This window comes from Agromyces sp. H17E-10 (assembly GCF_022919715.1).
Classification (GTDB): Bacteria; Actinomycetota; Actinomycetes; order Actinomycetales; family Microbacteriaceae; genus Agromyces.
The window spans coordinates 2381609-2393760 of the sequence record NZ_CP095042.1; the positions used below are offsets into that span (position 1 = coordinate 2381609).

At 69.9% G+C, this 12152-nt stretch carries 15 protein-coding genes; 9 read left to right on the forward strand and 6 right to left on the reverse strand.

Annotation, left to right across the window (positions count from 1 at the left end):
* Nucleotides 1-104 precede the first annotated feature (104 nt).
* Complete coding sequence (locus MUN74_RS10785; protein ID WP_244852059.1) at nucleotides 105-485, forward strand: DUF485 domain-containing protein; 381 nt, start codon at nucleotides 105-107, stop codon at nucleotides 483-485.
* On the forward strand, nucleotides 482-2146 hold the full coding sequence (locus tag MUN74_RS10790; protein WP_244852060.1) for a solute symporter family protein: 1665 nt from the start codon (nucleotides 482-484) through the stop codon (nucleotides 2144-2146). The genes MUN74_RS10785 and MUN74_RS10790 overlap by 4 nt, the downstream gene beginning before the upstream one ends.
* A 127-nt stretch (nucleotides 2147-2273) precedes the next feature.
* Here MUN74_RS10790 and MUN74_RS10795 read toward each other — a convergent pair whose 3' ends face one another.
* Entirely contained in the window at nucleotides 2274-2471 is a 198-nt protein-coding gene (locus tag MUN74_RS10795) for a hypothetical protein (protein ID WP_244852061.1), read from the reverse strand.
* Nucleotides 2472-2945: 474 nt separating this feature from the next.
* On the opposite strand from MUN74_RS10795, the gene MUN74_RS10800 reads away from it, so the two are divergent.
* Nucleotides 2946-3218, forward strand: a complete 273-nt coding sequence (locus MUN74_RS10800) for a hypothetical protein (protein ID WP_244852062.1) — start codon at nucleotides 2946-2948, stop codon at nucleotides 3216-3218.
* 13 nt (nucleotides 3219-3231) lie between these two features.
* Here the strand turns inward: MUN74_RS10800 and MUN74_RS10805 are convergent, their stop codons facing one another.
* The gene (locus tag MUN74_RS10805; RefSeq protein WP_244852063.1) at nucleotides 3232-3540 is read right to left on the reverse strand and encodes a hypothetical protein; all 309 of its coding nucleotides are present in this window, start codon (nucleotides 3538-3540) and stop codon (nucleotides 3232-3234) included.
* A gap of 69 nt (nucleotides 3541-3609) precedes the next feature.
* Nucleotides 3610-5007: a dihydrolipoyl dehydrogenase gene (lpdA, locus tag MUN74_RS10810; protein WP_244852064.1), complete on the reverse strand. Its 1398-nt coding sequence runs from the start codon at nucleotides 5005-5007 to the stop codon at nucleotides 3610-3612.
* Between the two features lie 237 nt (nucleotides 5008-5244).
* On the opposite strand from lpdA, the gene MUN74_RS10815 reads away from it, so the two are divergent.
* The 6 genes from MUN74_RS10815 (at nucleotide 5245) to MUN74_RS10840 (ending at nucleotide 10590) form a co-directional block, all read left to right on the forward strand.
* Nucleotides 5245-6144 (forward strand): DMT family transporter, encoded by a 900-nt coding sequence (locus MUN74_RS10815; RefSeq protein WP_244856427.1) that lies wholly within the window; start codon nucleotides 5245-5247, stop codon nucleotides 6142-6144.
* 167 nt (nucleotides 6145-6311) lie between these two features.
* A complete protein-coding gene (locus MUN74_RS10820; protein WP_244852065.1) occupies nucleotides 6312-6680 on the forward strand; it encodes a GntR family transcriptional regulator in 369 nt (122 codons plus the stop codon).
* Nucleotides 6677-7582, forward strand: coding sequence for an ABC transporter ATP-binding protein (locus tag MUN74_RS10825; protein ID WP_244852066.1), 906 nt, complete (start codon nucleotides 6677-6679; stop codon nucleotides 7580-7582). Before MUN74_RS10820 ends, MUN74_RS10825 begins: the two co-directional genes overlap by 4 nt.
* Entirely contained in the window at nucleotides 7579-8349 is a 771-nt protein-coding gene (locus tag MUN74_RS10830; protein WP_244852067.1) for a hypothetical protein, read from the forward strand. The genes MUN74_RS10825 and MUN74_RS10830 overlap by 4 nt, the downstream gene beginning before the upstream one ends.
* 157 nt (nucleotides 8350-8506) lie before the next feature.
* On the forward strand, nucleotides 8507-9271 hold the full coding sequence (locus MUN74_RS10835; protein ID WP_244852068.1) for an ABC transporter ATP-binding protein: 765 nt from the start codon (nucleotides 8507-8509) through the stop codon (nucleotides 9269-9271).
* A complete protein-coding gene (locus MUN74_RS10840; protein ID WP_244852069.1) occupies nucleotides 9268-10590 on the forward strand; it encodes an FtsX-like permease family protein in 1323 nt (440 codons plus the stop codon). Before MUN74_RS10835 ends, MUN74_RS10840 begins: the two co-directional genes overlap by 4 nt.
* Nucleotides 10591-10600: 10 nt before the next feature.
* On the opposite strand, the gene MUN74_RS10845 is transcribed toward MUN74_RS10840, so the two are convergent.
* The 3 genes from MUN74_RS10845 to MUN74_RS10855 all read right to left on the reverse strand — a co-directional run bounded on the left by MUN74_RS10845 (nucleotide 10601) and on the right by MUN74_RS10855 (nucleotide 12115).
* Nucleotides 10601-11032 carry a hypothetical protein gene (locus tag MUN74_RS10845; protein WP_244852071.1) on the reverse strand — a complete coding sequence of 144 codons (432 nt, stop codon included), beginning with the start codon at nucleotides 11030-11032 and terminating at the stop codon, nucleotides 10601-10603.
* Complete coding sequence (locus tag MUN74_RS10850) at nucleotides 11029-11631, reverse strand: hypothetical protein (protein WP_244852072.1); 603 nt, start codon at nucleotides 11629-11631, stop codon at nucleotides 11029-11031. The genes MUN74_RS10845 and MUN74_RS10850 overlap by 4 nt, the downstream gene beginning before the upstream one ends.
* Before the next feature lie 292 nt (nucleotides 11632-11923).
* Entirely contained in the window at nucleotides 11924-12115 is a 192-nt protein-coding gene (locus MUN74_RS10855) for a hypothetical protein (RefSeq protein WP_244852073.1), read from the reverse strand.
* Between the last annotated feature and the right edge of the window lie 37 nt (nucleotides 12116-12152).

Here is a 12152-nt window from a genome sequence, read left to right on the forward strand (position 1 = left end):
GCCGGCCGCCCGCGCGACGAGACTCGGCCACGGCAACACCGAACGCGACGGGCGCCCGCCCGTCGACCTCCTGAGAACAGCGAACCCCCGATGAAGGAGACGCCATGGGCAACGACGCCCTGAGCGCGGAGCAGCAGACGGCCCCACCCGTCGACTACCCCGCAGTCCAACGATCCCCCGAGTTCCAAGAGCTGCGCCACACGCACCGGAAGTTCGTCTTCCCCGTGCTCGGCGCCTGCCTCGTCTGGTACTTCGGCTACGTGCTGCTCGCGAGCTACGCGCACGACTTCATGTCGACGCCCGTCTGGGGGCACGTGAACGTCGCGATGCTGCTCGGCCTCGCGCAGGTGGTCACGACCTTCGCGGTCACCACCTGGTACGTCAGCTACGCCAACCGCAAGCTCGACCCGCGCGCCGAGACGCTGCGCGACGAGATCGAGTCGGGGCAGTTCGTCGCCCCCGCAGCCGAGGAGGCCGCACGATGAGCTTCACCGCAGTCGCGGCATCCGCCGCCGCATCCGTCTCGACCGGAGTCATCGCCGAAGCCGCACCCGCCGCCTCGCCCGGCGAGCCCTGGCTCAACATCGCGATCTTCGCCGCGTTCGTCGCGATCACGATGGTGATCGTGTTCCGTGCGAGCCGCAACAACAAGACCGCGGCCGACTACTACGCCGCCGGCCGCTCGTTCACGGGCGGGCAGAACGGCTCGGCGATCGCGGGCGACTACCTGTCGGCGGCGTCGTTCCTCGGCATCGTCGGCGCGATCGCGATGACGGGCTACGACGGGTTCCTCTACTCGATCGGGTTCCTCGTGGCGTGGCTCGTCGCGCTGCTGCTCGTCGCCGAGCTGCTGCGCAACACGGGCAAGTTCACGATGGCCGACGTGCTCTCGTTCCGGCTGAAGCAGAAGCCCGTGCGCATCGCCGCCGCGACGACCACGCTCGTCGTCTGCTTCTTCTACCTGCTCGCCCAGATGGCCGGCGCCGGCGGGCTCGTCTCGCTGCTGCTCGGCGTCGGCGACCAGCTCGGCCAGGCCGTCGTCATCACGGTCGTGGGCGCGCTCATGATCCTCTACGTGCTCATCGGCGGCATGAAGGGCACCACCTGGGTGCAGATCATCAAGGCGATCCTGCTGATCGCGGGCGCCGGCGTCATGACGGTGTGGGTGCTCGCGCTCAACGGCTTCGACTTCTCGGCGCTGCTCGAGAACGCGGTCGAGGTGGCCGAGAACCCGGCGATCCTCGACCCCGGCCTCAAGTACGGCGTCTCCGACCTGTCGAAGGTCGACTTCATCTCGCTCGGCCTCGCGCTCGTGCTCGGCACCGCGGCCCTGCCGCACGTGCTCATGCGCTTCTACACGGTGCCGACCGCGAAGGAGGCCCGCAAGTCGGTCGTCTGGGCGATCTGGCTCATCGGCATCTTCTACGTGTTCACGCTCGTGCTCGGCTACGGCGCCGCGGCCCTCGTCGGCCCCGCGACCATCGCCGCAGCGCCCGGCGGCCCGAACTCGGCGGCCCCGCTGCTCGCGTTCGAGCTCGGCGGACCGCTGCTGCTCGGTCTCATCTCGGCGATCGCGTTCGCGACGATCCTCGCGGTCGTCGCGGGCCTCACGATCACGGCGGCGGCGTCGTTCGCGCACGACATCTACGCGTCGGTCGTGAAGAAGGGCAAGCCCGAGCCGGGCGCCGAGGTCAAGGTCGCCCGTCGCACGGTCGTCATCATCGGCATCGTCGCGATCATCGGCGGCATCGGGGCGAACGGGCAGAACGTCGCGTTCCTCGTCGCGCTCGCGTTCGCCGTGGCCGCGTCGGCGAACCTGCCGACGATCGTCTACTCGCTCTACTGGAAGCGCTTCACCACGAAGGGTGCCCTGTGGAGCATGTACGGCGGCCTCGCGTCGGCGATCCTCCTCATCATCTTCTCGCCCGTCGTCTCGGGCTCGGAGACCTCGATGCTGAAGACCGCGGAGATCAACTTCGCCTTCTTCCCGCTGTCGAACCCGGGCATCATCTCGATCCCGCTCGCGTTCTTCCTCGGCTGGCTCGGCACCGTGCTCGACAAGGGCACCGAAGACCCGCTCAAGCAGAGCGAGATGGAGGTGCGCTCGCTCACGGGCGTCGGCGCCGAGAAGGCGACGCAGCACTAGAGTTCCGGCGGCGGGTGGGGGCCCGCCGCCGGACGAGACTCGACGCGGCGGCATTCGCCTGTCCCAACCGCGTCGAACCGATCGGGCGGATGCGGCGACTCAGGTCGCGGCATCCGCCCGCTTCACGTCAGGAGCGAGAGCGGCGCTGGCGGGCGATGCCCCAGCCGACGAGGCCGAGCCCGACGACCGCGACGATCGGGCCGACGATCGCCCACAGCGTGACCCCGCTCATGACGGAGCCGGGCAGGATCCCGACGCCTTGGAGGGTCCACACCGCGCCGATCAGGGCGAGCAGCACGCCGACGATGATGAGCAGCCACTTCATGGTTACCGCCTTTCCATCACGTCGATCATGGGATCGCGCCCGCGAAACCGCAAGGACGGAGGAGCCGGAGTCCCGAAGCCGCTTCGGGGCCGGTCCCTCTTCTTGTCAAGGGGGTGTACCGCGTGGTGCGCCCGGTGTGTGATGAAGGAGTCGGGACGCTGGGGGCGTACTCCGACGGCAGACTGACCCTCGGTCCGGGAGTAGAGACCCGCTACGGTTGACCGCCCAGGTGGCGGATTCGAGGGTCAGTCTGCTTCTTCGTGGATACGCCGCGGTCCTCGGGGCTCGATTCGCGCCGCGCTTCGCCGCCACGCGCCCCCAAGCGCTCACGACGAGTCGATTTCCTGTGCCACGATGACTGGCGTCCGGTGAGTACAGGCAAGACGTCGAACCCTGGTTCGTGGACTCGGAACACGGCGATTCCGGCGATTCTGGGCGGCGATTCTGCCGTGCAACGAGGGGGCTGAGCTAACTATGTTCAAGACAAAGGGAATCATCGTCGCGTGGGTGCTCGCGGGGGTGCTCGCCGTTATCACGTTCGTCCTGTTGGTCCTGGGTTTCGACCAGGCCGATGCGATCGCCGGCTCACCCGACGAGAGGATCGAGGGCCCCTACCCCTGGATCGACGGCCTCCCCGCGCTCGCGTTGATCCTCACCGGCGTGGCGATTCTGTGGGCAGGTGCGGCGATGATCATCGGAGCGTTCCGAACCCGGAATCGCGAGCGATCGAGCGCACCCGGGCGTTGACCGCTCTCGGGGGTCAGTCTGCTGCGGGCCGCGCGTGCGACGTGGCGTCGTCGCGGGTCGTGTCCGGCACGTCGGCGGTGATCCCGGCCTGGTCGCCTCGTCGCGCGGCCTGCCAGCCGAACGCGCGGACGACGAGGAATCCGACGAGACAGGTCACGCCCGCCTGGCCGAACCAGGCGGCGATGCCGAGCTGCGTTCCGCTGAGGCCGGACGTCGCCAAGGAGTCCGAGGTCTGCGAGAGCCCGAACAGGATGAACGCCAGTACGAGGCAGATCGATCCGAAGAGGCCGAGCGCGGTACCCCACGGGTTCTGATCGTCCATGGCGCGAGCATAGGTCGCGGGATGCCCCGTGGCGAGTCCCCCGAATGGGCGAGGCGACGTCGCGCCGCGCTACATGTTGATCATGTGCCCGACGAGGCCGTGGAACGCCTCCTGCAGCGCCTCCGACAGCGTCGGGTGGGTGTGCACGTTGCGGGCGAGCTCGAGCGCGCCGAGGTCCCACTTCTGGGCGAGCGTGAGCTCGGGCAGAAGCTCCGAGACGTCGGGGCCGATGAGGTGCCCGCCGAGCAGCTCGAGGTGCTGCTTGTCGGCGACGAGCTTCACGAACCCGACCGGGTCGCCGAGGCCGTTCGCCTTGCCGTTCGCCGAGAACGGGAACTTCGCCACGACCACGTCGTAGCCCTCGTCGCGGGCCTGCTGCTCGGTCAGCCCGAACGAGGCGACCTGCGGCGAGCAGAAGGTCGCACGCGGCATCATGCGGTAGTCGCCGAGCTCCATCGTCTCGGCGTCGCCGATCGTCTCGGCGGCGACGACACCCTGCGCCTCGGCGACGTGGGCGAGCATGAGCTTCGCGGTGACGTCGCCGATCGCGTAGATGTGCGGCACGTTGGTGCGCATGCGCTCGTCGATGGAGATCGCGCCGCGCTCGGTGAGCTGCACGCCCGCCGCCTCGAGCCCGATGCCGTCGACGTTCGGGGCGAACCCGACCGAGATGAGCGCCTTGTCGGCGACGAGCGAGCCGGGCTGACCATCGGCGCCGGTGTACGTGACCGTGACCGATGTGCCGTCGTCGACGACGGTCTCGACCTTGGTCGACGAGAGGATCGGGATGCCGAGGTTGCGGTACTGCCGGGTGATCTCCTTCGAGACCTCGACGTCCTCGTTGGGCAGCGCACGGTCGAGGAACTCGATGACCGTGACCTGCACCCCGTAGTTTCGCAGCACGTACGCGAACTCCATGCCGATGGCGCCCGCGCCGACGATCGCGATCGAGCGGGGAAGCTCGCGCGTGAGGATCTGCGTCTCGTACGTGACGACGTTCTGCGAGAGCTGAACGCCCGGCAGCAGCCGCACCTGCGAACCCGTCGCGATGATCGCGTTGCGGAACGAGACCTGCTCGACCGACCCGTCGGCCTTCGTCACGTCGATCGTGTTCGGCCCGGTGAAGACGCCGCGCCCGTCGATCTCGGTGATGCCGTTCTTCTTCATGAGGAAGTGCACGCCCTTGACGTGCTTCTCCGACACCTGGCGGCTGCGGTCGAAGGCCGCGCCGAAGTCGAAGTGCACGTCGCCCGAGATGCCGAACGTGGCGGCCTGGTCGTGGAAGATGTGGGCGAGCTCCGCGTTGCGCAGGAGCGCCTTCGACGGGATGCAGCCCACGTTGAGGCACACGCCGCCCCAGTACTTCTCTTCGATGACGGCCACGCTCAGGCCGAGTTGGGCGGCTCGGATCGCGGCCACGTATCCGCCGGGGCCGGCACCGAGCAGGACGACGTCGTATTCGCTCATGGCCGCCAGCCTATGCCCGCGCGCCGCCGGTTTCGAGGGGTCGGATGCCGCAGGCTGCCGTTCTTCGGCGGATTCCGGACAGGGAGTTCGCCAGCCGTTCCGGTGCCCGGCGGACCGCCGTAGCCTCGACGGGTGAGCACCACCGAGCAGACCGACACCCCGGCCGCGGCATCCCCCCTTCGACAGGCTCAGGGGGCGAAGCCCAAGCGGTTGTCGACCTGGGTGCAGTTCCTCGCGATGGGGCTCGTGTGGGGCGCCAGCTTCCTCTTCATGAAGGTCGCGCTCGGCGGGGTCTCGTTCGGGCAGATCGCCTGGTCGCGGGTCGTGCTCGGGGCGCTCGCGCTCGGCGTGATCGTCGCGGTCACCCGGCCGCGCGTGCCTGCGGCAGACGGCACGCCCGGTCCGGTACTGCCGCGCGAGCCGATCGTGTGGGTGCACTTCCTCGTGGTCTCGTTCACGACGTGCGTGATCCCCTACCTGTGCTTCGCGTGGGCCGAGCAGTACGTGTCGTCGAGCCTCGCGTCGATCTACAACGCGACGACGCCGATCATGACGGCGCTCATGGCGACCCTCGCCTTCAGGGTCGAGCGGCTCGGACTCAGCAAGTGGATCGGCGTCGGCATCGGCATCCTCGGCGTCGTCGTCGTGATCGGACCGTGGCAGTACCACGCGCTCACGGGCAGCCTCGCCGGCCAGCTCGCCTGCCTCGTCGCGACCGCCTGCTACGGGTTCACGTTCGCGTACCAGCGCAAGTTCCTCAGCCACCGGCCGATCGCGCCGGCGACGTTCGCGTTCCTGTCGATCGGCGTGGCGGCCGTCGTCATGCTCGCGCTCACCCCATGGCTCGCGATCGGGCCGATCGAGCTCGACTGGACGGTCGGCCTCTCGCTGGCTGCGCTCGGCGTGCTCGGGACCGGGCTCGCCTACATCTGGAACATCAACGTGCTGCGCGCGTGGGGGCCGACGGGCACTTCGACGGTGACGTACGTGACCCCGGTCGTCGGGGTCGCGCTCGGGGTGCTCCTGCTCGGCGAGCGGTTCAGCTGGCACGAGCCGCTCGGCGCCGCGCTCGTGCTGCTCGGCATTCTGCTGGCGCAGGGGCGGCTGCGGCTCGGTCGCCGGAGGTCGGTCGAGTAGTGCGAAGCGCGTATCGAGACCACCGGTGGCGTGGTCTCGATACGGCGCTGCGCGCCTACTCGACCGACTCGAGGGTTGACAGATCCCGGCGAGGATGGTTGGTTAGTTACTGTAGTAACTAACCAACATGCGAACGCACCGTTCGCATCAGCACCAGATGGGCCGGAATGGACGACTCGCGTCCGATCTTCATCCAGATCGCCGAACAGCTCGAGAACGACATCATCGACGGATCGCTGCCCGAGGGCTCGCAGATCCCGTCGATCAACGAGTTCGCGACCTTCCTGCGGGTGAACCCGGCCACTGCACTGAAGGGAGTGAGCCGCCTTGTCGACGACGGATTCGTGGAGAAGCGACGGGGGATCGGCATGTTCGTGACCACGGGCGCCCGCGAGCGCCTCATCGTCAGGCGGCGAGCCGAGTTCAGCGCCCAGTACCTCAGACCCCTCCTCGTCGAGGCCGAGAAGCTCGGCATCGACATCGACGACCTGGCGGGCATGCTCGCCGCACTCCGATCCGAGAGGACCGCATCATGACGGCCACCGTGGCCCGCGTCACCGGGCTCACCAAGCGCTACGGCGATTTCACCGCCCTCGACGGCGTCGACTTCGCCCTCCAGGAGAACCGCATCTACGGCCTGCTCGGGCGCAACGGCGCCGGCAAGACCACGATCATGCAGCTGCTCACCGGGCAGCTCTTCCCGAACGGGGGCGAGCTCGAAGTCTTCGGGCGCACCCCCGCCGAGCACGCCGACGTGCTGCGCCGGCTCTGCTTCATCGCCGAGGCGCAGCGCTATCCCGAGGACTTCCGGCCCCGGCACGTCTTCAAGTCCGCCCCATGGTTCTTCGAGAACTGGGACCAGGAGTTCGCCGACCGGCTGGTCGCCGACTTCCGGCTGCCGCTCAACCGCCCGATCAAGAAGCTCAGCCGCGGGCAGCTGTCGGCCGTGGGTGTCATCGTCGGGCTCGCCTCGCGTGCGCCGCTCACCTTCTTCGACGAGCCCTACCTCGGCCTCGACGCCGTCGCGCGGCACATCTTCTACGACCGGCTCCTCGAGGACTACGCCGAGCACCCCCGCACGATCGTGCTGTCGACGCACCTGATCGACGAGGTCGCGAACCTGCTCGAGCACATCATCCTCATCGACCAGGGCCGCATCCTGCTCGACCGCGACGCCGAGGAGGTGCGCGGGTCGGCGACCACGATCGCCGGAGCGAGCGCCGTCGTCGAGGAGTTCGTCGCCGACCGCCCGGTGATCGGGCGGGAACGCCTCGGCGGACTCGCCTCGGTCACGATCGACGGCCGGCTCGACCAGACCGAACGCGTGCGCGCCGCCGAACTCGGCCTCGAGCTCGCGCCGGTCTCGCTCCAGCAGCTCATCGTCCACCTCACCGGCACCGATCTCGCCGGTTCGTCCGAACAGGAGGCCGCAGCATGACCGCCGTCGCCACCGCACCCGCCGAACGCGGGACCATGCCGACCGGCCGCGTGCGGCCGGGCGAGATCTGGCGCATCGTGCGCCTGCTCGCCGTGAACCCCACCATCTTCTTCGGCATCCCGTGGATGATCCTCGGCGGCGCCTGGGTGATCACCATGCTGATCGCCCTCATCCTCCGCGCGTCCGGCATCTCCGACGCCGAGGACGGGTTCCGATACAGCTGGGCCGTGCTCTCGCCGCAGTGGTACCTCGTCGTCGTCGGCGTGCAGGCCGTCGCGTACACGCTCTCGTTCGCGTTGGGCTTCGGGTCGACGCGCCGCGACTACTGGCTCGGCATGAGCCTCATGTTCCTCTTCGTCTCCACCGAGATGGCAGTCGCGATCGCAACGCTCGTGCAGGTCGAGATCGCGACCGACGGCTGGTTCATCGGCGCCGGCATGTTCGACGCGCTCTGGTACGGCCAGTCGGGCTGGTGGTTCGACTTCTTCACGACCTTCTCGTTGCAGCTGTTCGTGCTCTTCGTCGGTGCGGGCATCACGACGGTGTACATGCGCTGGCGGATGCGCGGCATGATGACCCTGCTCTTCAGCGTGCTCGCGGTCGTGCTCGTGTTCGTCGCGACGGTCATGCTGACGGGGTCGGGCCCCGAGCTGGCGTCGTGGCTCGCGACGATCGGCATCGGCGGCGTCTTCGGGATCGTCCTCGCGCTCGCCGTGGTGTCGGGGCTCGCCGGGTACTTCGTGGTCAGACGGGCCACGCCGCGCTGATCCAGCGCGTTCGAGACCGCGGCGCGGCATCCGATCGGGGGAACGGATGCCGCGCCGCATGCACGACCCGGGATCATCCGCAGGGATGACGCGTCGGCCGCGAGATGCGACTCGCGCCCGACGCGCCTCAGTGCCCGGCCCCGGCAGGCTCGAGGGTATGAGTTCCTTCGTGCTCGAGGCATCCGGCCTCGTCAAGACCTATGGCCAGACCCGGGCCCTCGCGGGTGTCGACCTGCGCGTGCGCACCGGCGAATCGCTCGCGATCATGGGTGCTTCGGGATCGGGCAAGACGACCCTGCTGCACTGCCTCGCCGGCATCGTGCCGCCCGACTCCGGAGCCGTCTCGTTCCTCTCGGGTGCCGGCCGCGTCGACGTCACCGCGCTCGGCGAGCGCGAGCGGTCGCGACTGCGCCGCGAGGCGTTCGGCTTCGTGTTCCAGCAGGGCCTGCTGATCCCCGAGCTCACCGCCGTCGAGAACGTCTCGCTCGCCCTCATGCTGAACGGGATGCCGCGGGCGAGAGCCGAGGAGTACGGGCGCGGCTGGCTCGCAGCCCTCGGGCTCGCCGGCATGGAGGACCGCCGCATCGGCCAGCTCTCGGGCGGACAGGCGCAGCGCGTGGCGATCGCCCGCGCGCAGGTCACGGGCGCACCCGTGGTGTTCGCCGACGAGCCGACCGGCGCACTCGACTCGGCGACCTCGGCCGACGTCATGCAGGCGCTCCTCGACTCCACCACGGGCCAGGGCCGCACGCTCGTGCTCGTCACCCATGATGCGGATGTCGCGGGCAGGTGCTCGCGCATCGTCGACATGCGCGACGGCCGCATCGTCGGCGAGCGGGTGCCCGCCGGTGCCGCGGCGGCGCAGGCGGCTTCGACCGGGGCGGATGCTGCAGCCGGCGCCGCATCGGGGGTGCCGGCGTGATCGCGCGGGTCGCCTGGCTGCTCGCCCGCCCGGGGTCGGCGGGCGTCGCGACGCTCGCGCTGCCCGTCACGGCCTTCGCGATCGTGACGGCGCTGCTGCTCACCGTCATCGGCGGCGCGCAGACGTTCTGGACGTGGACCGACGACGTCGCCTTCACCTACCAACTGCTCGCCGTGGTCGCGCTCGTGCTGCTCGTCGTGCCGCTCGCCTCGCTCGGCGGGGCCGCGGCCCGGCTGTCGGCACGCCGCCGCGACGACCGGCTCGCGACGTTGCGCCTGCTCGGCGCCACGCCCTCGACCGTGTCGACGCTCGCCGTCGTCGAGTCGGCGGTGTTCGCGTTCGCCGGCGGCGTGGTGGGCGTCGGGCTCTACTTCGTGATCGTGCCGCTGCTCGCGCTCGTGCCGTTCCGCGGCGAGCCGCTCGGCGTCGACGGGGTGCTGCTCGGCTGGCCCGTGCTCGCCGGGGTCGTCGCGGGCGTCGTCGCGCTCGCCGCCGTCAGCGCCGTGCTCGGGCTGCGCAAGGTCGTCATCTCGCCGCTCGGCGTGCGCACCCGGCAGGACGCGCCGAAGCTCTCGTGGCTGCGGTTCGTGATCGGCGCGGTCGTGGTGCTCGCGTCGTTCGCGCTCATGGGCATGCTGCAGGTCGCCGGCTCGGCGATCGTGCTCGTCGCGATCCTCGCCGTCGGCTTCGGCGGCACGCTCGCCGTGCTCAACCTCGTGGGGCCGTGGGTGATCCGACTCGTCGCGAAGGGGCAGGCCCGGCGGGCGAAGCGCCCCGCGCAGCTGCTCGCCGCCAGGACCGTGCTCGAATCGCCGAAGGCCGCCTGGCGGCAGGTGTCGGGCGTCGCGATGACGAGCTTCATGGCGGTCTTCGCCGGCGTCGGCCTCGCGATCGTCGACCTCGCAGGTTCCAGCGCCGACCGCGAGTCGCTCGAGCTGTTCGCCGACATCCGCACCGGCATCCTCATCACCGTGATCGGGTCGTTCCTCATGGTGGCCTGTTCGGTGGGCGTCAACCAGGCGGCCGGTATCCTCGACCGCCGCGACCTCTACCGCTCGCTCGACATGCTCGGCATGCCCGAGTCGACGATGGACGCCGCCCGTCGCCGCTCGGTCATGTCGCCGCTGCGCATCACCGCGATCGGCTCGGCGCTCGTCGCCGCGTTCGTGATGCTGCCGCTCACCGGTGCCGCGCTCATCGTGCAGCCGCTCGCCCTCGTCGTCGTGGCCGCCGTGCTCGCGGCCGGCATCGGAGTCGTCTGGCTCGGACTCGCGGCGACCCGGCCGATGCTCGCACGCACCTCGGCCGCGGCATCCTGAGCGCTGCCGTCTAGAGCGACGAGCCGACCGGTGACCAATAGCGGAGGTGAACCAGGAGCGGAGCGTTCGGCGAGTCCTGTGCCGGGCCGAACATGGGAGTGACGCACACGGAGAGGAGGTTGAGGGTCGGGGAGAGGGTGCACCGCTCCTCCTCGATGCCCATGTCCGCGGCGAGCTGTCGCGCCGACCGGCCCTCCGGAGGATCGATGTTCACCACGAGCCAGCAGCCGCCCGACGCGCAGTCCTTCTCGCTCGAGCGCACCGTCGCGCCCGCCGGCAGCTCGGTGCCGAACGAGGCGGGCGGCACGCTGCCCTCGGTCACGAACAGGTGGCTCACCGCCACGTAGAGGAGCCACGTGCCGACGATGACCACGGCGACGGCAGCGACCACGATCCGGATCGTCGTCCGCCGTGCGGGGTCGGGGGATTCGGCCGTCGTCATTCGGCCGGCCTCAGCACCGTCAGCACGTAGGTTTCGGGATCGGGGCAGGCCTCCTGCAACGCGGCATCCATCTCGCGGTCCATGAATCGCTGGTCATCGGCCGACGACGGGAACCAGACGAACCCGGGATACGTGTCGACCCAGACCTCGCGTCCGGGCGGCTCGGCCACCTCGATGCCGTTCGCGGCGAGGCACGGGCCGTAGAACTCGGTGAGATAGTCGTAGACCCAGCCGAGCTCCAGGTCGTTCGGGCCGGGGTTCGTGATCTTCGTCGGGTGGGCGGTGTCGCACGCATACCCCGCGATCAGGTCGTCCTCGTCGCTGCCCGACCAGCCGATGGAGTCGGGCGGCCCGTCGGTGTTGCCCGACGTCCGCCCTTCGGAGATCTCGAGGCCGGCCGCCTCGTAACAGTCGCGCAGCACGTCGTTGCGGTTCTCCTCGGTGACGTAGCCCTCGAACGCGACTTGCGGCCGCACCGCATCGGGGTAGGTCGCGAGCACGCCCTGCCAGCGCGCGTCGGCGTCCGCGAGCCGCTTCGCCTCCGACTCCGCCTCGCTGAGCGGCGGGTCGGGCTCGGGGTACGGCGCCAGGTCGGGCATCTCGATGCCGACGATGGCGGAGGCCGGATCGGTCGGCGTCGGGTCGGTGACGGCGGGCTGCGCGGTACACGCGGTCAGCGCGAATACGGATGCGACAGGGATTGCGATGCGCCAGACGGTGGTCCTTCGTGGACCCCGCGGGCGGGGCGATGAACTGATCGCATCGGTGCGGTCTGTGCGCATTGGGCGTCCTCGTCCTTCGTTGCAGCGGCATGCCGTCTACACGTATATGTCCGGAGCGCCCGGAAAGGTTCCGGATCCGTCCCGCCGGGTCGTCGCACCCGATGCGCGGTCAGCGGTTCAGGGTCGTGAACAGGTCGAAGACCATGAACGCGGGCCACAGGAGCCCCTGGAAGAACGCCCAGACGACCTCCCAGAACCCGTCGGCCTGGCCGAAGAAGTAGAACCACGCCCCGAAGATGCCGAGGCCGTAGATCGCGCCCCCGCCGACCACCGCACTGTTGCCGCCGCTGCGTTCACCCATCGCGACCACCTCCGCGCCCGACGCTACGCCCCGAGCG

Excerpts from the sequence above, each read along its gene's own strand:
- MUN74_RS10785 (WP_244852059.1), top strand. The coding sequence starts at position 105 with ATGGGCAACGACGCCCTGAGCGCGGAGCAGCAGACGGCCCCACCCGTC.
- MUN74_RS10790 (WP_244852060.1), top strand. The coding sequence starts at position 482 with ATGAGCTTCACCGCAGTCGCGGCATCCGCCGCCGCATCCGTCTCGACC.
- MUN74_RS10795 (WP_244852061.1), bottom strand. The coding sequence starts at position 2,471 with ATGAAGTGGCTGCTCATCATCGTCGGCGTGCTGCTCGCCCTGATCGGC.
- MUN74_RS10800 (WP_244852062.1), top strand. The coding sequence starts at position 2,946 with ATGTTCAAGACAAAGGGAATCATCGTCGCGTGGGTGCTCGCGGGGGTG.
- MUN74_RS10805 (WP_244852063.1), bottom strand. The coding sequence starts at position 3,540 with ATGGACGATCAGAACCCGTGGGGTACCGCGCTCGGCCTCTTCGGATCG.
- lpdA (WP_244852064.1), bottom strand. The coding sequence starts at position 5,007 with ATGAGCGAATACGACGTCGTCCTGCTCGGTGCCGGCCCCGGCGGATAC.
- MUN74_RS10815 (WP_244856427.1), top strand. The coding sequence starts at position 5,245 with ATGGGGCTCGTGTGGGGCGCCAGCTTCCTCTTCATGAAGGTCGCGCTC.
- MUN74_RS10820 (WP_244852065.1), top strand. The coding sequence starts at position 6,312 with ATGGACGACTCGCGTCCGATCTTCATCCAGATCGCCGAACAGCTCGAG.
- MUN74_RS10825 (WP_244852066.1), top strand. The coding sequence starts at position 6,677 with ATGACGGCCACCGTGGCCCGCGTCACCGGGCTCACCAAGCGCTACGGC.
- MUN74_RS10830 (WP_244852067.1), top strand. The coding sequence starts at position 7,579 with ATGACCGCCGTCGCCACCGCACCCGCCGAACGCGGGACCATGCCGACC.
- MUN74_RS10835 (WP_244852068.1), top strand. The coding sequence starts at position 8,507 with ATGAGTTCCTTCGTGCTCGAGGCATCCGGCCTCGTCAAGACCTATGGC.
- MUN74_RS10845 (WP_244852071.1), bottom strand. The coding sequence starts at position 11,032 with ATGACGACGGCCGAATCCCCCGACCCCGCACGGCGGACGACGATCCGG.
- MUN74_RS10850 (WP_244852072.1), bottom strand. The coding sequence starts at position 11,631 with ATGCCCGACCTGGCGCCGTACCCCGAGCCCGACCCGCCGCTCAGCGAG.
- MUN74_RS10855 (WP_244852073.1), bottom strand. The coding sequence starts at position 12,115 with ATGGGTGAACGCAGCGGCGGCAACAGTGCGGTGGTCGGCGGGGGCGCG.